Below are 22025 nucleotides of genomic sequence, written 5' to 3'. Positions count from 1 at the left end.
ATGGCCACCGAAGAAACCCTCGTCCTCGTCAAGCCCGATGGCGTCGCTCGCGGCCTCACCGGCGCGATCCTCGCCCGCATCGAGGCGAAGGGCTACGCCCTCGTCGACATCCGCCTCGTGGAGCCCGACCGTGACCTGCTCGCCGAGCACTATGCCGAGCACGAGGGCAAGCCGTTCTACGAGCCGCTGCTCGAGTTCATGCTCTCCGGCCCGTCTGTCGCGATCCGGCTCGCGGGCAACCGCGTGATCGAGGGCTTCCGCTCTCTCGCAGGCACGACCGACCCCACGACCGCCGCACCGGGCACGATCCGTGGCGACTTCGGTCGCGACTGGGGCCTCAAGGTGCAGCAGAACCTGGTGCACGGCTCCGACAGCCCCGAGTCCGCCGCGCGCGAGCTGGGAATCTGGTTCGACTGAGAACCCGTCCACATGCGAAGAGCCCGTCCACCGAATCTCGGTGGACGGGCTCTTTCCGTGCTGCAGCCTCAGAAGATCATGCCGATGACCTCGCCGAGGAGGTCGAGGCCGCGCAGCTGAGCGAGGAGGATCACGACGGCGTACGCGAGGATCGTGGCGAGCGGGACCCAGGCCATCAGCCGGTTCGCGCGCTCCTGCACCTTCTCGTTGCCGGTGAAGCTGCCGTTTCGTGTCAGGTGCAGCATGGTGGCGAAGAAGGTCGGGATGGTGACGGACCAGGTGAGCATGCACCACGGGCAGAGCACACCGAGGTTGGGGGCGTAGATGCTCTGCCAGATCAGCCAGCAGACGAGGCCGAAGGCGAAGGTCACGCCGGCGCCGAAGGTCAGCCAGAACCACCGGGGGAACCGTGAGCCGGCGAGCAGTGCGACGCCGACGAAGAGGGGTGCCATCCACCCGGCGATACCGAGGATCGGGTTGGGGAAGCCGAAGACCTCTCCCTGCCACGACTCGAGGTTCTTCCCGCACTGGATCATCACGCTGACGTTGCAGCTCAGCACGGCGTCGGGATTGGCCGCGAGGACGAACTTCTCGACCGTCAGCTGGAATGCGGCGAACCAGCCCACCACACTCGCGATGATCAGCCAGACGGCGTAGACGACGGGGCGGGTGCGCTGCTCGCTCATACTGGGGATTATCCCAGCGCCTGCTATGGATGGGGCGAGAACAGGCCGGACAAAACTCGCTGCGGACGACGGGATACCGCGAACCGACCCACTTGGTGCGATAATGGCCTGTGATGCGATGAACGGCGTTTGCCGCGACACGCGTCGAGAAGACTTCGGGGTCCAATGCCCCACGCGATCAGAGCCATGAGCCGGTCGCAGACCGAGTGAGTTCGCGGAACCCGCGGGTACCGCATGAGATTTCACGGGGCACCTAGTGTCCCGTGCAGGGAGTAAGCCAGAGATGGCCGATGAGAACAATGACAACAACGCCCCCACCCTCGACTTCCCGGCTGACGCCGCGGGAGAGCTGACGGAGCCCACCGCTCCGGTTGTCGACGGCCCTGCAGAGGCGTCGATCGAGGGTGACGAGAACTCCGACGCCGCTGAACGGGCCGAGGACGCCGCTGCCGATGCTGTCGCCGCCGGCTACGCCGCGGCGGACGATGCCGCGGCTGCTGCCGACGATGCCGCTGCTGCGGCCGATTCCGTCGCTGATGCCGTGGCTGAGGCGGAAGCCGAAGCTGCCGCTGACGCGGAAGCGGCTGCCGAGGCCCAGGCTGCTGCTGATGCGCTCGAGGTGCCGGAGGGGGAGTCCGCCGTCGCGGAGAAGCCCTCGGAAGCCGGAGTCGTCGAGGAAGCCACCGCAGAGGAGTCGGTCGCGCAGTCGACGACCGCCGTCGAGGCGACCGTCACCGAGGAGGAAGCTCCGGCCGCTCCCGAAGCTCCGGGTCCGGTGACTGCTGTGTCGCTCGGTCTGCTTCCCGAGGTGTTCGTCTCGCAGGTCTCCACACAGCTGCACTTCTACGCGCCTGAGATCGTCCCGCTCCCCGCGCAGCCGGGGCGCGAGCGCATCTTCGACCGGATCGCCGAGCGCGAGCAGTCGCAGGACGAGCCCGCGGGTCGCGGCCGCGGCCGTCGCCGCCGTGGCGGTTCCGAGGGTGACGACCAGCGCGAAGAGCCGCGTCAGCGTCAGCGCGTCGTCGAGTACATCACCGAGCCGAAGGCCATCAAGGGATCCACCCGCCTCGAGGCGAAGAAGCAGCGTCGCCGGGACGGGCGTGACGCTGGTCGTCGTCGCCCCGTCGTGACCGAGGCCGAGTTCCTCGCACGTCGCGAGTCCGTCGACCGCAAGATGGTCGTGCGCTCCAAGAACGGCCGCACGCAGATCGGCGTCCTCGAAGACGGCGTGCTGGTCGAGCACTACGTCGCCCGGAACCAGGACGCGTCGTTGATCGGCAACGTCTACCTCGGACGCGTGCAGAACGTGCTTCCCAGCATGGAGGCCGCGTTCGTCGACATCGGTCGTGGACGCAACGCCGTGCTGTATTCCGGCGAGGTCGACTGGGACGGCGTCGAAACGGGCAACCAGCCGCGCCGCATCGAACTGGCGCTCAAGCCCGGCGATCGCGTGCTCGTCCAGGTCACCAAGGACCCGGTCGGGCACAAGGGTGCTCGTCTCACGAGCCAGATCTCCCTGCCCGGCCGCTACCTGGTCTACGTGCCGGGCGGTTCCATGAACGGCATCAGCCGCAAGCTTCCCGACAACGAGCGGGCACGCCTCAAGCGCATCCTCAAGGAGGTGCTGCCGGAGTCCTCCGGGGTGATCGTCCGCACGGCGGCCGAGGGTGCCACCGAGGACCAGCTCACGCGTGACGTGCAGCGTCTCACCTCGCAGTGGGAGCACATCCAGAAGCAGGTCGAGAACCAGCAGGCGCCCGCGCTCCTGCACGCGGAGCCCGACCTTCTCGTGAAGATCGTCCGCGACGTCTTCAACGAGGACTTCACCAAGATGCTCATCCAGGGCGAGGATGCGCAGCAGACCATCCGTGCCTACCTGGAGAGCGTGGCTCCCGACCTGCTCGAGCGCGTCGAGGCGTATGAGGACGAGACCGATCCGTTCGATGCGTTCCGCATCACGGAGCAGATCGAGAAGGCTCTCGATCGCAAGGTGTGGCTGCCCTCCGGTGGCTCACTCGTGATCGACCGCACCGAGGCCATGACGGTCGTCGACGTCAACACCGGCAAGTTCGTCGGCTCGGGGGGAAACCTCGAGGAGACGGTCACCAAGAACAACCTCGAGGCAGCGGAGGAGATCGTCCGCCAGCTGCGCCTGCGCGACATCGGCGGCATCATCGTCGTCGACTTCATCGACATGGTCCTGGAGTCCAACCGCGATCTCGTGCTGCGGCGCCTGATCGAATGCCTGAGCCGCGACCGGACCAAGCACCAGGTCGCCGAGGTCACCTCGCTCGGGCTCGTGCAGATGACGCGCAAGAAGCTGGGGCTCGGCCTGCTCGAGACCTTCAGCGAGGCCTGCGAGGTCTGTGCCGGCCGCGGCGTCATCGTGCACCACGACCCGGTCGTGAAACACCGCTCCAACGGCAACAACAACGGCGGCGGCAACGGCGGCAACGGGCAGAGCGGGCGTCGTCAGCGCGGCGGCGGTGGCAACGGGAACGGTCAGAACCAGAGCGCTCCGGCTGCCTCCGCGGTCACCCACAGCATCACGGAGGGGGCGAAGTCGGCCCTCGCGCAGATCGCCGCCTCCACCATCGCTCCGGCGGCGGAGGGGGCGCCGGAAGCCGAGGCGGCCGACGTCGCGTCGGAAGCGCCCGCAGGTGCCGATCGTCCGAAGAAGGCTCGCAAGAAGCGGGGCGGCGACCGCAAGGGCCCGAAGTCTCCCGCCGAGGCGCTGCTCGACTCGGTCCTCGACGCTCTCCCGGAGCCGAAGGCGCCGGGTCAGGGACGAGGACGTCGTCGGGTGAGCACAGCGGCGCTCACCGGCACGCCCGTCTCGGTGAACAACGAGCCGTCAGCGCCGGTCGCGGCTGCGGACTCGGAGTCCTGAGGCGATCAGTCGACGCACCAGCTCCTTGCCCGCGACGTGCTGGGCGCCGGCGGCGACGAGCCGGGGGATGATCTCCTCCGGCACGTCGTAGTGGTCGAGATCGAAAGCGCGTGCGGCGACGTCGTTCTCGCGCGCGAACGCGTGCAGCTCGTCGAGGCTCTCGTCGCTCACGAGGTGCGCCCACAGGCGTCCGTGGGCGGGCCAGAGCGGGTCGTCGACGAGTACGGTCACGCTTTCAGCCTATGTCCGCGCCGGTGGGGCAGGGGCTGGTGGAGCGAGCCGCGATGCACGGACCCACCTCGCTTTGCGACACCGACCCGCATCCGGTAAAGTAGTCCCTTGGTGCGTATGCCGCGTCGTCCTCGTCGGTCGAAGCGGAGAGCCTTGCGTTCGCGCCCGCCGTTCCACGGTGCATGCAAGCAACAGTCTTCCCGTGAGATCTCGGAGCCGCGAGCTCCCCAACGAAACAGGTATGAAGTGGTTTACGCAGTAGTGCGCGCCGGTGGGCGGCAGGAGAAGGTCGAGGTCGGCACGATCGTTCAGCTCGACCGTGTCAAGGCTGCCCAGGGCGAGAAGATCGAGCTGGCCGCTGTGCTGCTCGTCGACGGCGCCACGGTGACCACCGACGCTGACTCGCTGGCCAAGGTCAAGGTCACGGCTGAGGTCATCGGCAACCTCCGCGGCCCGAAGATCATCATCCAGAAGTACAAGAACAAGACCGGCTACAAGAAGCGCCAGGGCCACCGTCAGGAGCTCACGCGCGTCAAGATCACCGGCATCAAGTAAGCCAGAGGGGACTAGGACATGGCACATAAAAAGGGCGCAAGCTCAACCCGTAACGGTCGTGACTCCAACGCTCAGCGCCTCGGCGTGAAGCGCTTCGGCGGTCAGCAGGTCCTCGCCGGCGAGATCATCGTCCGCCAGCGCGGCACGCACTTCCACCCCGGCGTCAACGTCGGCCGTGGCGGCGACGACACGCTGTTCGCTCTGGCCGCCGGTGCGGTCCAGTTCGGCGCGAAGGGCGGCCGCAAGGTCGTCAACATCGTCGCCGCAGCTGAGTGATCACAGCGCGACACTAGTTATCCGGTTCGGGGCGGGCTTCGGCTCGCCCCGTCCGTGTATCTGCACACCGAAACACCACTCACATACAGGGGAATCCGCACATGGTCACGTTCGTCGACACCGTCACACTGCACCTTCGTGCGGGTAAGGGCGGCAACGGCTGCGTTTCCGTGCACCGCGAGAAGTTCAAGCCGCTGGGTGGTCCCGATGGGGGCAACGGCGGCGACGGCGGAGACGTCGTCCTCGTGGCGGACCCGCAGACCGGAACGCTGCTGTCGTACCATCACTCGCCGCACCGGTCCTCCGGCAACGGCGGTCCCGGCATGGGCGATCACCGTTCCGGCTTCCTGGGTGAGACGCTCGAGCTCCCCGTGCCGGTCGGCACCGTGGTGAAGAACACCGCGGGTGAAGTCCTCATCGACATGATCATCCCCGGCGAGCGGTTCGTCGTCGCGAAGGGCGGGATGGGCGGGCTCGGCAACGCCGCTCTCGCCACCCCCAAGCGCAAAGCACCGGGCTTCGCCCTGCTCGGCACGCCCGGATACGAGGGCGACGTGGTCCTCGAACTGAAGACGGTCGCCGATATCGCTCTCGTCGGCTACCCGTCCGCCGGCAAGTCGAGCCTGATCGGCGCGATCTCGGCCGCGCGGCCCAAGATCGCCGACTACCCCTTCACGACCCTGCACCCGAACCTCGGCGTCGTTCAGCAGGGCGACTTCCGCTACACCGTCGCGGACGTGCCCGGTCTCATCGAGGGCGCCAGCGAGGGCCGCGGGCTCGGTCTCGAGTTCCTCCGCCACGTCGAGCGCTGCTCCGCACTGCTGCACGTGCTCGACTGCGCGACTCTCGAGCCGGGGCGCGATCCGATCTCCGATCTCGACGTCATCCTCGCCGAGCTCGGCGCGTACGAGGTCCCCGAGGGGCAGACTCCGCTGCTCGAGCGCCCGCAGCTCATCGCGCTGAACAAGATCGATGTGCCGGAGGCGCGCGACCTCGCCGACCTCGTCCGCCCCGATCTCGAGGCTCGTGGGTTCCGCGTGTTCGAGATCTCCACCGTCTCGCACGAGGGGCTGCGCCCGCTCACCTTCGCACTGGGTGAGCTGGTGGAGAAGGCCCGCGCCGAAGCGGCGCTCGATACACCGCCGGAGCGCGTCGTGATCCGCCCGCGTGGTTCCAAGAAGGACTTCACCATCCGGGTCGAGGGCGGCACCTACGGCAACGTGTACCGCATCCTTGGCGAGAAGCCGGTCCGCTGGGTGCAGCAGACCGACTTCCAGAACGAGGAGGCCGTGGGCTACCTCGCGGATCGACTCGAGAAGCTCGGCGTGGAGGACGAGCTGTTCCGACTCGGCGCCGTGCAGGGGTCGACCGTCGTGATCGGTGAGGGCGACAGCATCGTGTTCGACTGGGAGCCCACCATGACGTCCGCCGCCGAGGCGATGGCCGCGCCGCGCGGAACCGACCCGCGTCTGGCTCCGAACGCACGCCGGACCACCTCCGAGCGCCGTGAGCAGTACTACGAGCGCATGGACGCGAAGGCCGAAGCCCGCGCCGAGGTGGAGACGCAGCGTCTCGCCGCGTACCGCGAGGACGGCGAGTGACAGCACGCACCCGCGCGGACCTCGCCACCGCGTCCCGCATCGTCGTCAAGGTCGGGTCGTCCTCGATCAGCGGGGACTCCTCATGGCGGATCCCCGTCATCATGGAAGCCCTGGCCGCGGCGCATGCGCGGGGGATCGAGGTCGTGCTGGTGTCGTCGGGTGCCATCGCGTCCGGCATCCCCTTCCTGCGGCTGGATGCTCGTCCGACCGACCTCGCGACGCAGCAGGCCGCGGCGGCCGTCGGCCAGAACATCCTGATGTACCGCTATCAGGAGTCACTTCGTCCGTTCGACATCGTCGCGGGCCAGGTGCTCTTGACGACCGGTGACCTCGAGAACCCGACGTCGCGTTCCAACGCCCGTCGCGCGATGGAGCGCCTGCTCGGCCTGCGCACGCTTCCGATCGTCAACGAGAACGACACGGTCGCGACACAGGAGATCCGCTTCGGCGACAACGACCGGCTCGGTGCGCTGGTCGCTCAGCTGATCGAGGCGGACGCCCTCATCCTGCTCAGCGACATCGAGTCGCTGTACACGAAGCCTCCGACCGATCCCGGCGCCGAGCCGATCGACGTGGTCGCGCCGAACGCCGATCTCACCGGCCTGGAGTTCGGGGCGACCGTCGTCAACAGCGTGGGCACCGGGGGAGCGGCGACCAAGGTCTCCGCCGCCCGTCTTGCCGCGGCGTCTGGCATCGGTGTGCTGGTCACCAGCGCCGACCTCGTAGGGCAGGCCCTGGCCGGCGCCGAAATAGGGACCTGGTTCGAGCCGGCCACCTCATAAACTGGGCGGATGACCGACCAGACCCCGCAGGTGCGCCTGGAGCGCGCCAAAGAGGCCTCTCGCGCCACGGCTGCGCTCACGAGCGATGAGAAGGCGCGAGTGCTCGAAGCGATCGCTGTGGCGCTGAGCGATTCCGCTGTGCAGATCATCGAGGCGAACGGTCGTGACATCGCCCGCGGACGCGCGGAGGGCATCGGGGAGTCACTCATCGATCGGTTGCGTCTCGACGAGAAGCGTGTCGCGGCACTGGCGGCCGCCGTGCGTGAGGTCGCCGCTCTCGGTGACCCGGTCGGGCGCGTCGTCGGCGGCCACCGGATGCCCAACGGTGTCGCCCTCGAGCAGGTGCGCGTACCTTTCGGCGTCGTCGGCGCGATCTACGAAGCCCGCCCCAACGTGACGGTCGACATCGCCGCTCTGGCGCTGCAGTCGGGCAACGCCGTCGTGCTGCGTGGCGGGAGCGCCGCCCGTGAGTCGAACACCGTGCTCGTCGACGTGATGCGGCGGGCGGTGGAGAGTGCAGGGCTCACAGCCGAGGCGATCCAGACGGTTGACGACTTCGGCCGGGACGGCGCGAAGGCGCTCATGCACGGGCGAGGGTTCATCGACGTCCTGGTGCCGCGGGGAAGTGCCGGCCTCATCGAGACCGTCGTCACCGAATCGACCGTGCCTGTGATCGAGACCGGGGCAGGCAACGTTCACATCTTCCTGGATGAGACCGCCCCGGACGACTGGGCGAGCGACATCGTCGTGAACGCCAAGGTGCAGCGGCCGAGCGTGTGCAATGCGGTGGAGACCGTGCTCGTGCATCGACAGGCGGCACCGCGTCTGATCCCGCTGGTGGCCAGCGCGCTGCAGAGCGAGGGCGTCGCGATCCACGGCGATGACATGGTCGTCGGCCTCATGTCGAACGTGATCCCCGCCACGGAGGAGGACTGGAAGACCGAGTACCTCAGCCTCGACATCGCGATCAAGGTCGTGGAGTCCCTGGACGAGGCGCTCGACCACATCCGCCGCTACAGCACGGGTCACACGGAGTCGATCATCACGACCGACACGCGCAATGCGGAGCGCTTCCTGGCCGAGGTGGATTCCGCCGTCGTGATGGTGAACACGTCCACCCGCTTCACGGACGGCGGCGAGTTCGGCTTCGGCGCGGAGGTCGGCATCTCGACCCAGAAGCTGCACGCTCGAGGGCCGATGGGCGTCGCAGAGCTGACCAGCACGAAATGGCTCGCGCGTGGGTCGGGGCAGACCCGCGGCTGAGGGCTAGACTGGGGGACGCTGTACCTCACAGGATCCCGAACAGCACGCCACGAAACGGAGTCAGGATGAACCTCGTCGCACAGATCGCGATGGCCGCTGCCGAAACAGAGCACCACGGCAACGTCGCGCTCGAAACGGTGATCTTCGGAGCCATCGCTGCGGTCGTGTTCGCCTTCCTCGGACTGGTGACCTTCTCCTACAAGAACGTCGCCAACCGCCACTCGGCCAAGGCCGAGGCCTGGGCCGCACAGCACGGCAAGGACGGCCACGAGGCGGGACACGGCCACTAGGCCCCCATGAACGACGCTGCGACCACGCGCCCCCCGCGCATAGGTGTGATGGGCGGCACGTTCGACCCCATCCACCATGGCCACCTGGTCGCAGCCAGCGAGGTGGCGAACTCCTTCGGCCTCGACGAAGTGGTGTTCGTTCCCACCGGTCACCCGTGGCAGAAGTCGGGCGTCTCGCCGAGCGAGCATCGCTACCTCATGACGGTGATCGCCACCGCGTCGAATCCGCAGTTCACCGTGAGCCGGGTCGACATCGACCGTGAGGGGCCCACCTACACGATCGACACGCTGCGCGATCTGAAGCGTGATCGCCCGGATGCGGACCTCTTCTTCATCACCGGAGCCGACGCCGTGGCGCAAATTCTCAGTTGGAGGGACCATGATGAGTTGTGGGAGTTGGCCCACTTCGTCGCGGTCTCGCGCCCGGGACATGTCCTGAGCACCGACGGCCTCCCGAGCGACAACGTCAGCCAACTGGAAGTGCCGGCGCTGTCGATCTCATCGACGGACTGCCGTGAACGCGTTCGCGACGATCAGCCGGTCTGGTATCTGGTCCCTGATGGGGTCGTTCAGTACATAGCGAAGCATCATCTGTATCGGAGCAAGGCATGAGTACATCGGATCGCCAGGAGCAGGGTCCGCTGACGCGCAAGCAGCTGCGGGAGATCCGTCTGACGGGTTCGACCCCCGTCATCACCAGCGAGGAGGCCGCCGCCGCGGCGGAAGCCGCGCCCCCCGCGCCGCCGCTGCCTCGGGCCGCCGACCCCGTGGAGGTCGCACCGGCACCGGTCGTCGACGCCGCGAACGGTGACGCACCGCTCACGCGTCGTCAGGTGCGCGAGCTCGAGAAGGTCCGCACGGCCTCCGTGCCGGTGGTCACACCGGAAGGCACCTCGGAAGACGGCGTCGCTGCTGCCGGCGACGGGGAAGCGGAGCAGCCCGCCGAAGCGGGCCCCTCCGACGCCGCTGCCGCGCCCGCGGAGATCGTGTCGGGCGTTCCTGACTTCACCCGCAACGAAGAGCCGGGCGATGCCGACGACGACGATGATGATGACGTCGCCGTAGAGCCCGTCCGGGCATCGGTCGCCGCAGACGCGGTGGGCGAGGTCCCGCTGGAGACCACGGCGGCGTCCACGGGCGATGAGGACGATGTGGCTGCGGCCCTCGGGCTTCCCGCCCAGGCAGAGGACGCCGGCGAGCAGGATCCCGACGACGTGCTCGCCGATGTCGACGACGCCGGGGATGAGGTCGTCGGCGACGCACGCCCGACCGTCAACTCCGCTTTCGGCGAGGGGCTGCTCGCAGACGCTCCCGACCCGCACGCGCCCTTCCGCCCGTCTTTCGATGAGCTGCTCACGGTCGGCGACTCGACCGGCTCCCAGCACTCCGCGCCGAATGCGCTGATCTTCACACCCTCTCCCGGAGAGGGATCGCTCTCCGGTCCCGTCGCATCGACCGGCGAGATCCTCGTGACGGGGTCGTACGAACTGCCGCAGGGCATGGGTTCGCAGGGCCACGCACTCGGAACCACCGACGGCAAGGATGTCGACGCCGTTCTCATCGACGGCGAGCTTCCCCCCGCGTCGTCGCCTACGCCGATCGCCGCCAGCTCGGCGGTCAGCACCATCAAGCCCGCCGGCGAGGTGATCCGTCCGCCGGCGCCTGAGAAGGGCAACCGGCTGATGATCACCCTGGCGATCGTCGCCGGAGGGCTTGCCCTCGCTGTCGGTGTCGTCGTCATCATCGCCATCACCACGAATGTGTTCTGATGCAATCACCTGAAACCGCCGAAGAGATGCTGCGTCTGGCAGCACAGGCCGCCGTCGACAAGGGCGGAGAGGATCTCGTCGCACTCAACGTCTCCGAGCCGCTTCCGCTCGTCGACATCTTCCTGCTCGTCACCGGAAACAGCGAGCGCAATGTCGCCGCGATCGCCGACGAGATCGAAGACCGCCTGATCGAGTCCGGGCACAAGCGCGTCCGCCGAGAGGGTCGGGCGGAGGCTCGCTGGGTGCTGCTCGATTTCGGTGACCTGATCGTGCACGTGTTCCACCAGGAGGAGCGCGTGTACTACGGGCTGGAGCGTCTGTGGAAGGACTGCCCCGTCGTTCCGATCGACGTGGCGGTGCCTGCCGCCACCGACCAGGGCTGACGTGTCAACGCACCTCGTCACCGGTGCGGGTTCCGGCATAGGGGCTGTTCTCGCTGGACGGCTCCTGGATCGCGGCGACGACGTCGTGGCGCTCGCCCGCGATGCCGGGCGTGCCAGACAGATCGCGGAGACGCTTCCCGGAGCTTCCGTCCTCGTCGGAGACCTCTCCCAGCCGGGGCGACTGTCGTGGGCGCTGTCGAAGCAGCAGCTGCCCGAGCGGATCGATGCGCTCGTCCACGTCGCCGGCGTCGTCGACCTCGGCGATGTGGCTGATCTCGCTCCCGCGCTGTGGGAGCAGCAGCTCGCCGTGAATCTCATCGCCCCTGCCGAGCTCACGCGCCTGCTTCTGCCCGTCCTGCGCGTGTCACAGGGGCAGATCGTGTTCGTCAACTCGGGAGCGGGCCTCCGCGCCAACGCCGGGTGGTCGGCGTATGCGGCGTCGAAGCACGGTCTCCGTGCGCTTGCCGATGCGCTGCGCGCCGAGGAGGCCGCGCACGGAGTGCGGGTGACGTCGATCTATCCCGGCCGCACAGCCACTCCCATGCAGGAGCGCGTGCACCAGCAGGAGGGCCAGGACTACGACGCCGAGCGGTTCATCACGCCGGACGCGGTCGCCACGACGATCCTCACGGCGCTCGATCTTCCACGCGATGCGGAGATCACCGACCTCACGGTGCGACCGGGGCGCTGACTCCGCGCTGCTCCGCGTTCACGCGCTCATTCGGGTGCGGCGCGCGAGCATGCCCCGGTCGGCGCGTGTCTGGGGAGGAATGGCCGAGAGCAACGACCGGGTGTAGGGGTGCTCTGCGCGAAGGTAGACGTCTTCGGTCTCACCGATCTCGACCATCTCGCCCAGGTACATGACCGCGACGCGGTCGGCGATGTGCCGCACGAGGGAGAGATCGTGCGCGATGAAGACGATCGACATTCCCAGTCGCTCCCGCAGCTCGCACAGCAGGTCGATGATCTGTGCGCGGATCGACACATCCAGCGCCGAGACGGGTTCGTCGCACACCAGGACGTCCGGGTCGAGTGCGAGTGCCCGAGCGATGCCGATGCGCTGACGCTGTCCGCCGGAGAACTGGTGCGGGAAACGCGAACCCATCTCGGCGGTGAGGCCGACGAGTTCCAGCAGCTCGGCGACGCGCTCGCGCCTGCTCGACGGCGTTCCCGAGTGCGTCGCGGCGAGCGGTTCGGCGATGATCTGCTGCACGGTCATCCGGGGGTTGAGTGACATGTAGGGGTCCTGGAACACCATCTGCACCCCACGCCGCAGGATCTTCCGATCCTGGAGCCGCCCTCTCGTCACATCCTGGTCGCGGTAGCGCAGGGTTCCCGCATCGGGGGAGTCGAGCCCGACCAGCATCCGCGCCAGAGTCGACTTGCCGCTTCCGGACTCGCCGACGATCGCCAGGATCTCGCCCTGGCGGAGGTCGAGGTCGACGTCGGCTACCGCGGCGACCCGGTGCGCACGGCGCCCGCTTCCCGAACGGAAGGTGCGCTCGAGGCCGCGTCCCTCCAGGATCGGCGGGGTGTCGGCATCCTGCGCCGCCGGGCTCACATCTCGCGGCATCGAGTTCAGCAGCTGCACCGTGTACGGATGCTGCGGCTCGGTGAGCACGACGTCGGCGGATCCCGTTTCGACGATGCGACCGGTGCGCATGACGGCGACCTGATCCGCGACCTCCATCACGACACCGAGGTCGTGCGTGATGAGCAGGATCCCCATTCCGAGTCGATCACGCAGGGAGAGCAGCAGATCGAGGATCTGGGCCTGCACTGTCACATCGAGCGCGGTCGTCGGCTCATCCGCGATGATGAGATCAGGGTCCAGCGCGATCGCCATGGCGATCAGGATGCGCTGGCGCTGGCCGCCGGAGAACTGGTGCGGGTAATCGTGCACACGCTTGTCGGGGGAGGGGATACCGACGAGGGCCAGCAGCTCGACCGCGCGCGCCTGGGCGGCGCTCCGGCCGATGCTGCGGTGAGCACGGATCAGATCGATGATCTGATCGCCGATGCTGAGGACCGGATTCAACGCGGAAAGGGCGTCCTGCATGACCAGGCTGACGTGCACACCCCGCAGGCGCCTGTGCTGTTCGGCGGAGAGGGAGAGGAGATCGGTCCCGCTGAGCGTCAGGGTGTCCGCCTCCACATCCCCGTTGTCGATGAGGCCCATGATCGCGCGGGCGGTCATGGACTTTCCTGATCCGGACTCGCCCAGCAGCGCGAAGACCTCGCCCCGGCGCACGGTGATGTCGATGCCATCGACCACGCGGTTGCGCCGGCCTTCGCCGGTGAGGGTGACGGTGAGTCCCTTGACGTCCAGGACGACGGTGTTCCGGGGGGCGGGTGCGTTCTCCATGGGTGCCATCATGCCAGCTTCCAGCCTCTGAATTGTTTCGAACAGGAAACATTTCGTCTGGAAATAATCATAGCGGTTGACATCTATGCCGAAATCCTCCAGATTCGAGGAAACTCCCACTTGGTGACCGAGTGGGACACCCGCATCATCGAACCGAAGGAGCGCATCCGTGCTCGAACAAGCTGGCCGGTACACCGGCTACACCGCGTACGACTATCTGGAAGCCGGCAAGGACTACCGCGAATTCCGCTACGCCAAGCAGATCGGCCGCGTCCCGGCTTACGATCTCGGCCTGAGCGATGCGCAGCGCGAACGCACCGAGCGCCTGCTCCGCGAGGAGACCGTGATCTCCCTGCACGAGCACGTGCAGGTCTTCCCCGAGGACATGGGCGAGCTGCGCGACCACATCCGCCAGGGTCGCGAACCCACCGGCTACCAGGGCCTCGCCCGTTCAGGACTCACGGCCGTGTTCGACAACGGTATGGACGGCACCTGCTGCATCTCGAGCGACGCAGGGTGGAAGTACCAGGACGTGCTGTTCGACCTCGGTGTTCGCATGGCCGACCTCGCGCACCAGGACTTCGTGATCAAGGCCGAGTCGATCAAGGACATCCGCCACGCGGCGGAGACCGGCCGAGTCGCGCACATCTTCGCGCTCGAGGCGTCGACCATGATCGAGAACGAGGTCGACCGCCTCGACGTGCTGTACGGCTTCGGCGTGCGTCAGATGGGCATCGCCTACTCCGAGGCCAACATGCTCGGAGGCGGACTGAAGGAGCGGGGCGACGGCGGACTGACATACTTCGGCGAGCGCGCGGTCGAGCGGATGAACAAGCTCGGCATCGCGATCGACATCTCCCACTCCGGGGACCAGACTTGCCTCGATGTGATCGCCCACTCGACGAAGCCGGTCTTCATCACGCACGCCGGTGCTCGTGGGCTGTGGCCGACCAACCGCATGAAGACCGACGAGACGATCATCGAGTGCGCCAAGCGCGGCGGTGTGATCGGCATCGAGGCGGCTCCGCACACCACCATCTCGCCCCAGCACCCGAAGCACTCGCTGGAGTCGGTGATGGATCACTTCCAGTACTGCGTCGACCTGGTGGGCCTGGAGCACGTGAGCTTCGGACCGGACACGCTGTTCGGGGACCATGTCGGCCTTCACGACGCGTTCTCCTCGAACCTGTCGCTGGGGCAGGCGCACGCCAACGTCGACTACGAGAAGCAGCCGTACGTCGACGGCATCGAGAACCCGGCCGAAGCCTTCTACAACATCATCGGCTGGCTTGTGAAGCACGACTACTCCGACGACGAGATTCGCGCCGTCGTCGGAGGGAACACCATGCGCGTACTCGAGGAGGTCTGGGTCTGATGAAGTACAGCAAGTTCCTCGCCCTCGGTGCGGCCGCGGCTCTCGCCGTCGGTCTCGCCGCGTGCGCCCCGTCCGCGCCGGAACCGGGGGAGTCGTCCGGCTCCGCCGGTCCGAGCGACGAGACGATCAGCATCGGCACGACGACGGATGTCGTGAACTTCAACCCGGTGCTCGGCAACAGCAGAACGGATTCGTGGATCACGAACCTGATGTATCCGCACCTGCTGAGCATCAGCGATGACGGCAGCAAGGAAGCCCACGTGGCCACGGATTGGGGCTACGTGGATGACACCACGGGCTTCTACGAGATCCGCGACGACCTCACCTGGAGCGACGGCGAGCCCCTCACCGCCGAAGACGTGGCGTGGACCCTGAACGCGGTCAAGCGCGATCAGGCCCCCGGCACGTTCTACGGACAGCTCGGCAACCTCGACACCGCGACAGCCGTGTCGGACACCCGTGTCGAGCTCACTCTCACCCAGCCGGACTCGTCCATCGTCGAGGAGATCGGGTTCTGGGGTGTCGTCGTCCCGCAGCACGTCTTCGAGCCGAAGGGATCGATCGCCGAGTTCGCGAACGACGGCAGCGACGGGGGATGGGTGGGCATGGGCCCGTTCATCATGAGCGACTTCCAGGTGGGTCAGCACTACACGCTGAAGCGCGTCGAGGACTACCCGCTCGTCAAGGGCGGCGTCCCCGGACCCGCCGAGGTCGTGTATCGCGTGTATCCGGACGTGAACACCGAGATCCTGGCACTGCAGAGCGGCGAGATCGATGTGATCGCGAACGCGCTGCCGCCGGCACAGGTCGAGCAGCTCGGCAACACCGACGGTCTGCAGGTCATCGAGGCTCCGGGGCTCGGCTACGCCCACCTGGTCTACAACATGGACAGGCCGGACCTCGCGAAGACCGAGGTCCGTCAGGCACTCGCCCATGCCGTCGACTACGACGCGATCCGCACTGTCGTGCTGCAAGGGCAGGCCGTCTCGACGGGCTCCAGTGCGCTGATGCCGGTGCTCGCGAAGTACTACGACAAGTCGGTCAAGGAGTACGAGTTCGACCCCGAGAAGTCGCGCTCGCTCATGGAGAAGGCCGGCTACGCGGCGGACGCGAGCGGGAAGTTCCCGGTCTCGTTCCGGCTGATCTACTCGCTGCAGGACAGCGTCACCAGCCAGTGGGCCCAGATGGTGAAGGACAGCGCGGCAGAAGCCGGCATCACGATCGAGCTGCAGGGCACCGAGCGCAACACCTACCTCTCCATGACAAGCGAGGGCGACTACGACATCTATGCGGGCAACTTCGCCATCATGGACGACCCGGTGACGAACTTCTCGCTGTCGTATCTCCCCGGCGGGGCGATCAACTACACGCACGTGGACGATCCCGACCTCAACGCCCTGATCGAGGAGGGAATGGTCACCTTCGACCAGGACGAGAAGATCTCGATCATGCGCAAGGCGAACAAGATCGTCCATGAGCAGGTCTACGACAACATCATGTACACGCAGAACCTGTTCTTCGCAGCCAGCGACGAGTGGGCCGGCTTCATCGCGAAGCCGAGCGAGCTGCTCTCGATCGTGAACCCGCTCTCGCTCGCGAGCGCGCACCCGGTCGAGTAACAACCACCGAAATCTCGAGGAAGGTCGCCCGGGTGTCCCGAGCATCGTTCATTCTCCGTCGCGCCGGTCGCGGTCTGCTCACGATCTGGTTCGCCGTGACCGTGACGTTCCTGCTGCTGCGTCTGCTTCCCGGTGACCCGGCGCTGGCGCTGGCGAGTCCGAACATGACGGACGACATCCGGGCGACCATCCTCGAGCAGTACGGTCTGGACCAGCCCCTGATCGTGCAGTACGGGCTCTACATGTGGCAGCTGCTGCAGGGGAACCTCGGCATCTCTTTCACACAGTCGATCCCGGTCACGGACGTCCTGCTGCAGCGGTTGCCGTGGACGCTCCTGCTGACCATCACGGCGCTGGTGCTCACGATCCTCATCGGAGTACCGCTGGGTGTGGCCGCGGCTTCCCACAAGGGACGGTTCGTCGATAGGGCGGTGCAGGTGCTCGGAGTCACCGGGCAGTCGCTGTTCGTGCCGAGCGTCGCGATCCTGCTGCTGTTCGTGTTCGGTCTGAATCTGGGGTGGTTCCCGATCGGTGGGGCCTACACCAACAACACCTACGGCTTCGAGTGGTACCTGAGCGTCGCGCAGCACCTCGTCCTGCCGGCGGTGTCGCTCATGCTGATCCAGGTGGGATCCTACGTCCTGACGATGCGATCGACGTTGATCGAGACGCTCGGCGAGGACTACATCCTCCTCGCCAAGGCGAACGGCATCCGCGGCAGCCGCATCCTCTGGAAGCATGCGTTGCGCAACGCCCTGCTCCCGACCACCACCCTGATCGGACTGCAGCTCGGCTTCCTGGTCGGCGGCGCCGTGCTCACGGAGACGGTGTTCGCCTACCCCGGCATCGGCCGTGGCATCTACGAAGCAGTCACCCAGCTCGACTTCCCCGTCCTGCAGGGTGCGTTCCTCATGCTCGCCGTCACGGTGGTCGTGGCGAACACCATCACCGACATCATCTACGGCTACCTGGACCCGAGAGTGAAGACCTCATGACCGCTCCGATGCCCTCCGCAGAGGCCCTGACCCCGAGTGAGCCGACCGCTGCAGGCAGCGAGCGGGCGAGCGCCCACACCTGGCGTGCGTTCCGCCGTGACCCGCTCGGCATGATCTCCCTCGGACTGCTGATCCTGCTCGTGATCGTGGCTCTCGCCGCGCCTCTGATCGCTCCGTATCCGGCCAGCTACGGACCCGACGTACTGCGTCCGCCGAGCGGTGACCACTGGTTCGGCACCGATGCTCTCGGGCGGGACGTGTTCTCCGAGGTGATCTGGGGCACGCAGCAGAGTGTGCTGGTGGCCGTGGCGGCCTCGCTGATCGCGATCGTCTTCGGCACGATCATCGCGGTCCTCGGAGCGTACTTCCGCAAGCTCGACAGCTTCATCAGCGTGATCGTCGACATGACGCTCTCGCTCCCCGTGCTGCCGCTCATGATCCTGATCGCCGCGTTGGTGGGGCCGAGCACATCGACCATCATCTTCGTGGTCGCCGCGTTCTCCTGGCCGGAGGTCACCCGCCTCGTGCGTTCTCAAGCGCTCACGGTGGTCGGTCTGCCCTACGTCGACGCGTCGCGGCTGATGACCACGTCTCCGGTGTGGATCATCACCAAGCACGTGCTGCCCGCTGTGACCCCGGTGGTCGTCGTCTCCGTGGTGGTGACGGCCTCACGGGCTGTGCTCTCGGCCGCGGGACTGGCCTTCCTCGGCCTCGGCGACCCGACGACCTGGTCCTGGGGGCGCATCCTCTACGAGGCGCAGCAGGCCGGTGCGATGGTCAGCGCCTGGTGGCTGACGCTCTTCCCCTCGATCGCGATCCTCATCCTGGTGCTCTCCGCGACACTGCTCTCGATCGCCTACAACGACGCGCGCAACCCGCGCCACCTCGCCCGATAGGAGACCGTGATGACCGAGTTCGACCAGCGTCTCGCGCCCGAGTTCTTCGACCGGGTACAGACCAGGGTGCGCGAGCGGATGGCCGAAGCGGGTTTCGATGCCTTCCTCACCGATCACCCCGAGGACATCGCGTACCTCACCGGTTTCTTCCACCACCCGTCCGAGCGTCCGGTGGCGATCTGGCTCGAGGCGGGAGGCCGCGTGGTCATGCTGCTGCCCGAGCTGGAACGCGAGTACGCCGAATCGCAGTCTTCCCGTGCGGAACTGGTCGCGTTCTTCGAGTATCCCGGCGTCGTCGCGCCCTTCGAAGTGCTCGCCCGTGCGGTCTCACCTCGCGGGCGGGTCGGGTTCGCGGCGTCGATGCCGTCCGCCCGCCTGTCTGCGGCGAGGGAGGCGATGCCCGATGCCGATCTCGTCGCCTCGGGGCTGCTCACCCGCGCCCGCTACGTGAAGTTCCCCGAGGAGGTGGAGCTGCACCGTGAAGCGGCCCGTGTCACCGACCGGATGCTCGACGCCGGCGTGCAGCTGGTGCAGGCGGCGGTCGCGGCCGGGGGAGATCTTCCGACCGAGGCCGAGCTCGAGCGACACGTCACCGCGACCGGCACCGGCATCATGTACGCCGAGCACCGCAATGTCGTCGTCGCGTCACTGCTGGCCGGGGGACTGGTCTATTCAGGGCCCAATTCCGCCTTCCCGCACGGGCTCCCCTCGGTGAACCGTCTCAAGGCCGGCGACACCTTCATGCTCTCCCTGGGCTGCGCGGTCGGCGGTCGGTTCATCGAGGGGGAGCGCACCTTCGTGCTGGGCGAACCCACTGCGCAGCAGCGGCGGTACCACGACGCGATCCACGCGGCACAGCTGCGCGGTCGCGAGACCATCCGTGCGGGGCTCGAGTGCCGTGAGGCCAACCGCCTGTGCCTCGATGTGATCCGCGACGCCGGACTCGGAGAGTACATCCGGCACCGGCAGGGGCACGGCATCGGTCTCGGCATGCACGAGGCGCCATGGCTGGAAGACGGAGACGCCACGCAGCTCGAGGCGGGAATGGTCGTCTCGAATGAACCCGGTATCTATGTGCCGGGCCACGCCGGCTACCGGATCAGCGACAGCATGCTCGTGACCGCCACCGGCGCCGAACCCCTGACCACCTTCCCGCGCAGCCTCGACGAGTGCACGATCGCGCTCTGACCCACGGAATCCGAGAGAAGCAGAGAACATGACATCCACCCCGCCGGTATCCCCGGAGTTCGCCGCAGCCACCAGTGACCACGAATGGGTCGAGATCAACGGGAACCACCTGGCCGTCGAGGTCCTCGGTCCCGAGGGCGCTCCGGTCATCATCACCCATCACGGAGCCCCCGGCCTCGGGTCCCGCGCCGAACCGCGAGCCAGTTTCGGTCGACTCGCCGACGAATACCGCGTCGTGGTGTTCGATGCGCGCGGCAGCGGAGCGAGCGAGGGCCTCGGCACCTACAGCCACGAGCAGTGGGCGGCGGACATCGACGGTCTGCGGGAGTGGATCGGTGCGGAGAGGATCGTGATCGCCGGTGGCTCGTACGGCGGTTTCATGGCCATGGAGTACGCACTGCGATACCCGGAGCACGTACAGGCGATCGTGCTGCGCGACACCTCTCCGGACAACTCCAACGCTCACCTGGCGCGTGAGAACGCCCTCGCCTCGGACCGTGTCACGATCGACATGGAGAAGTTCGACCGCATCGACGCCGGACAGGTCCACGACGACGAGGACCTGAAGGACTGCTGGCGCGAGATCCTGCCCCTGTACGACTTCGTGTACGACCCGGAAGCGACCGAGCGCAAGGTGCAGGCGACGCCGTACCGCTATCGCGCACACAACTACGCCTTCTCGGTGAACCTCCCGAACTACGACCTCAAACCGCGCCTGCCCGAGATCGGTGTGCCGACACTCATCACCGTGGGCCGGACGGACTGGATCACGCCAGTATCGTGTAGCCAGACGATCGCCGATCTCATCCCGGACTCCGAGATGGTGGTGTTCGAGAAGTCGGGGCACTCCCCGCAGATCGAGGAGGCAGAGGCGTGGACGAAGAGCGTGCGCACGTTCCTGCACCGGGTGTACCCGCCGACCCGATGAGCAGCGTCGATCTCACGAGGGAAGTGAGCGACCTCGACCGACGGATCGTCGTCGCGCTGCAGCAGGACGGCCGAGCGAGTTGGACGTCGATCGCCGAGTTCGCCGGAGCCGCCGTCTCCACGGTCACCCGACGCGGACAGCAGCTGCTCGCCGAGGGGCTGGTGCGGGTCGGGATCGTTCCGACGCTGGGCAGTGAAGGCCATGTCGAGACCTTCTTCGTCCGGATCAACTGCACGCCCGGTTCCCAGCTGAGCGTCGCGCAGGCTCTGATCGGTTCGCCCTACGTGCGGTTCGTGACGCTGGTCACCGGCAAGTTCGACGTGTTCGCCGAGGTCGTCATCCCGGGGGATTCCGCCACCTACGCGCACGTCCTCACGGACCTGCAGGCGATACCGGGTGTCGAGCGTTGGCGCAGCGACCTGGTCGTGCACACCTACAAGGTGAGCTTCGACTGGGGGAGGCAGCTCTACGACGCGCACGCCGAAGCCGCGAGCGATCCGCAGTCGTACATGCCCGCGCCGAACACCTGCGATCCCACGCACTTCGATGACGCGGACCGCGCGATCGTCGAGGAGCTTCGACACAACGGTCGTGCCTCCTTCCAGTCGATCGGCGACAAGCTGGACATGAACGAGAGCAGCGTCCGTCGCCGGTACGAACGCATGCGCAACGGCGGGTGCTTGACGACCGTGACCATGGTTCCGGCGTCCGCACTCGGCATGAGCGCCGAGACACTTCTCATCCTTCGGGTGGAACCCTCTCGGATCGCCTCGGTGGCACGCACCCTCGCCCAGCACGTCTCGGTGCGCTTCCTGGCCGCAGCGCTCGAGGAGAACTCCCTCTACTGCGAGATCATCCTGCCGAGCACCGAGACGCTCCACGACTTCCTCACCGGGACCATCGCGCACCTCAAGGGAGTCAGAGGATGGAACGCGGCCATGGAACTGGTGTTCATGAAGCGAGGATTCATCGAGACACCCTGGTGGCGCGCGCAGGTCGCCTCGGCCGAGGCCGCCGACAACGCCTCCTGACCCCGCGGCGGCATCCTTCGCGAGCAGTGTCAAGGGGCTTTGCGCGAGCCGAACCGTGGCGCACTCTTTGAGGAAGAGAGAGTCCTGGAGGGCCCGCATATGTCTGAACTTCCGGATCCACGTTTCATACTGAATCGCATCACGGCGTCGGAGTGGGTGATCAACGACCTCCGTTACTCGCCGAACGATCCGCGCCATGTGGTGGCGTGCGTGTACGAACTGGCCGAGACCGAGGTCGAGGTCACGTGGCTTCGCGACCTTCCCCTCGCGTCCCGATACGGTACGGCCTTCGAAGTGCTGGAGGACGTCGAGAGGATGCGCGGGTCGAGCAGGGCCACGCGTCCGATCTCGATCTCGCACGTGCCGCCGCTGCTCGCGACCTAGCAGGCCGCACGTCGACAGCAGAAGCGCACCCCTCCGTACACGGAGGGGTGCGCTTCTTCATGCCACGCGGCGGCAGGACGAGCTCAGAGCGTCGTCGATCG

Annotated in this window: 23 protein-coding genes; 20 read left to right on the top strand and 3 right to left on the bottom strand. The window is 67.2% G+C overall.

Annotated elements, in window-relative coordinates:
* Nucleotides 1-417 (top strand): nucleoside-diphosphate kinase, encoded by a 417-nt coding sequence (ndk, locus tag ILP86_RS10985; RefSeq protein WP_017830321.1) that lies wholly within the window; start codon nucleotides 1-3, stop codon nucleotides 415-417.
* A gap of 68 nt (nucleotides 418-485) precedes the next feature.
* Here the strand turns inward: ndk and ILP86_RS10980 are convergent, their stop codons facing one another.
* Nucleotides 486-1103, bottom strand: coding sequence for a vitamin K epoxide reductase family protein (locus ILP86_RS10980; protein ID WP_046749244.1), 618 nt, complete (start codon nucleotides 1101-1103; stop codon nucleotides 486-488).
* Between the two features lie 283 nt (nucleotides 1104-1386).
* Here ILP86_RS10980 and ILP86_RS10975 point away from each other — a divergent pair, with 283 nt between their 5' ends.
* Nucleotides 1387-3993: an Rne/Rng family ribonuclease gene (locus ILP86_RS10975; RefSeq protein ID WP_227750953.1), complete on the top strand. Its 2607-nt coding sequence runs from the start codon at nucleotides 1387-1389 to the stop codon at nucleotides 3991-3993.
* Here the strand turns inward: ILP86_RS10975 and ILP86_RS10970 are convergent.
* A complete protein-coding gene (locus ILP86_RS10970) occupies nucleotides 3958-4224 on the bottom strand; it encodes a DUF4031 domain-containing protein (protein ID WP_046749242.1) in 267 nt (88 codons plus the stop codon). The genes ILP86_RS10975 and ILP86_RS10970 overlap by 36 nt on opposite strands.
* 246 nt (nucleotides 4225-4470) lie before the next feature.
* Here ILP86_RS10970 and rplU point away from each other — a divergent pair, with 246 nt between their 5' ends.
* From rplU to ILP86_RS10920, 10 genes are all read left to right on the top strand, one after another.
* A complete protein-coding gene (gene rplU, locus ILP86_RS10965; RefSeq protein ID WP_028501602.1) occupies nucleotides 4471-4779 on the top strand; it encodes a 50S ribosomal protein L21 in 309 nt (102 codons plus the stop codon).
* Nucleotides 4780-4797: 18 nt separating this feature from the next.
* A complete protein-coding gene (gene rpmA / locus ILP86_RS10960; RefSeq protein ID WP_028501603.1) occupies nucleotides 4798-5055 on the top strand; it encodes a 50S ribosomal protein L27 in 258 nt (85 codons plus the stop codon).
* Nucleotides 5056-5156: 101 nt separating this feature from the next.
* The gene (obgE, locus tag ILP86_RS10955) at nucleotides 5157-6656 is read left to right on the top strand and encodes a GTPase ObgE (RefSeq protein ID WP_193761912.1); all 1500 of its coding nucleotides are present in this window, start codon (nucleotides 5157-5159) and stop codon (nucleotides 6654-6656) included.
* Nucleotides 6653-7438 carry a glutamate 5-kinase gene (gene proB, locus ILP86_RS10950; RefSeq protein ID WP_193761911.1) on the top strand — a complete coding sequence of 262 codons (786 nt, stop codon included), beginning with the start codon at nucleotides 6653-6655 and terminating at the stop codon, nucleotides 7436-7438. The genes obgE and proB overlap by 4 nt, the downstream gene beginning before the upstream one ends.
* Before the next feature lie 9 nt (nucleotides 7439-7447).
* Complete coding sequence (locus tag ILP86_RS10945) at nucleotides 7448-8701, top strand: glutamate-5-semialdehyde dehydrogenase (protein ID WP_141369354.1); 1254 nt, start codon at nucleotides 7448-7450, stop codon at nucleotides 8699-8701.
* A 65-nt stretch (nucleotides 8702-8766) separates the two neighbouring features.
* Nucleotides 8767-8991, top strand: coding sequence for a hypothetical protein (locus ILP86_RS10940; RefSeq protein WP_021198522.1), 225 nt, complete (start codon nucleotides 8767-8769; stop codon nucleotides 8989-8991).
* A gap of 6 nt (nucleotides 8992-8997) precedes the next feature.
* Complete coding sequence (gene nadD / locus ILP86_RS10935; RefSeq protein ID WP_021198523.1) at nucleotides 8998-9603, top strand: nicotinate-nucleotide adenylyltransferase; 606 nt, start codon at nucleotides 8998-9000, stop codon at nucleotides 9601-9603.
* Entirely contained in the window at nucleotides 9600-10760 is a 1161-nt protein-coding gene (locus ILP86_RS10930; protein WP_046749237.1) for a hypothetical protein, read from the top strand. Before nadD ends, ILP86_RS10930 begins: the two co-directional genes overlap by 4 nt.
* On the top strand, nucleotides 10760-11143 hold the full coding sequence (gene rsfS, locus ILP86_RS10925) for a ribosome silencing factor (protein ID WP_046749236.1): 384 nt from the start codon (nucleotides 10760-10762) through the stop codon (nucleotides 11141-11143). The genes ILP86_RS10930 and rsfS overlap by 1 nt, the downstream gene beginning before the upstream one ends.
* Nucleotide 11144: 1 nt before the next feature.
* Nucleotides 11145-11834 carry an SDR family oxidoreductase gene (locus ILP86_RS10920; RefSeq protein ID WP_127012107.1) on the top strand — a complete coding sequence of 230 codons (690 nt, stop codon included), beginning with the start codon at nucleotides 11145-11147 and terminating at the stop codon, nucleotides 11832-11834.
* 18 nt (nucleotides 11835-11852) lie between these two features.
* Here ILP86_RS10920 and ILP86_RS10915 read toward each other — a convergent pair whose 3' ends face one another.
* Complete coding sequence (locus ILP86_RS10915) at nucleotides 11853-13508, bottom strand: ABC transporter ATP-binding protein (protein WP_179516393.1); 1656 nt, start codon at nucleotides 13506-13508, stop codon at nucleotides 11853-11855.
* Between the two features lie 169 nt (nucleotides 13509-13677).
* Between ILP86_RS10915 and ILP86_RS10910 the strand changes: the two genes are divergently transcribed.
* The 8 genes from ILP86_RS10910 (at nucleotide 13678) to ILP86_RS10875 (ending at nucleotide 21924) form a co-directional block, all read left to right on the top strand.
* Nucleotides 13678-14883: a dipeptidase gene (locus ILP86_RS10910; protein ID WP_046749234.1), complete on the top strand. Its 1206-nt coding sequence runs from the start codon at nucleotides 13678-13680 to the stop codon at nucleotides 14881-14883.
* Nucleotides 14883-16502 carry an ABC transporter substrate-binding protein gene (locus ILP86_RS10905; protein WP_046749233.1) on the top strand — a complete coding sequence of 540 codons (1620 nt, stop codon included), beginning with the start codon at nucleotides 14883-14885 and terminating at the stop codon, nucleotides 16500-16502. The genes ILP86_RS10910 and ILP86_RS10905 overlap by 1 nt, the downstream gene beginning before the upstream one ends.
* 32 nt (nucleotides 16503-16534) lie before the next feature.
* The gene (locus ILP86_RS10900) at nucleotides 16535-17497 is read left to right on the top strand and encodes an ABC transporter permease (RefSeq protein WP_046749232.1); all 963 of its coding nucleotides are present in this window, start codon (nucleotides 16535-16537) and stop codon (nucleotides 17495-17497) included.
* Nucleotides 17494-18393 carry an ABC transporter permease gene (locus ILP86_RS10895; protein WP_174799766.1) on the top strand — a complete coding sequence of 300 codons (900 nt, stop codon included), beginning with the start codon at nucleotides 17494-17496 and terminating at the stop codon, nucleotides 18391-18393. Before ILP86_RS10900 ends, ILP86_RS10895 begins: the two co-directional genes overlap by 4 nt.
* Nucleotides 18394-18402: 9 nt before the next feature.
* Nucleotides 18403-19581: a Xaa-Pro peptidase family protein gene (locus ILP86_RS10890; RefSeq protein WP_046749231.1), complete on the top strand. Its 1179-nt coding sequence runs from the start codon at nucleotides 18403-18405 to the stop codon at nucleotides 19579-19581.
* Nucleotides 19582-19609: 28 nt separating this feature from the next.
* Nucleotides 19610-20509 carry an alpha/beta fold hydrolase gene (locus ILP86_RS10885; RefSeq protein ID WP_193761910.1) on the top strand — a complete coding sequence of 300 codons (900 nt, stop codon included), beginning with the start codon at nucleotides 19610-19612 and terminating at the stop codon, nucleotides 20507-20509.
* Complete coding sequence (locus tag ILP86_RS10880; protein WP_308431913.1) at nucleotides 20455-21540, top strand: Lrp/AsnC family transcriptional regulator; 1086 nt, start codon at nucleotides 20455-20457, stop codon at nucleotides 21538-21540. Before ILP86_RS10885 ends, ILP86_RS10880 begins: the two co-directional genes overlap by 55 nt.
* Nucleotides 21541-21639: 99 nt before the next feature.
* Complete coding sequence (locus tag ILP86_RS10875) at nucleotides 21640-21924, top strand: hypothetical protein (RefSeq protein ID WP_046749229.1); 285 nt, start codon at nucleotides 21640-21642, stop codon at nucleotides 21922-21924.
* Nucleotides 21925-22025: the final 101 nt, after the last annotated feature.

It is taken from the genome of Microbacterium sp. R1, from assembly GCF_015159725.1.
Lineage (GTDB): Bacteria > Actinomycetota > Actinomycetes > Actinomycetales > Microbacteriaceae > Microbacterium > Microbacterium oxydans.
The sequence above is the reverse complement of the archived record's forward strand: the minus strand, read 5'-3'. Positions and strand labels throughout refer to the sequence as shown.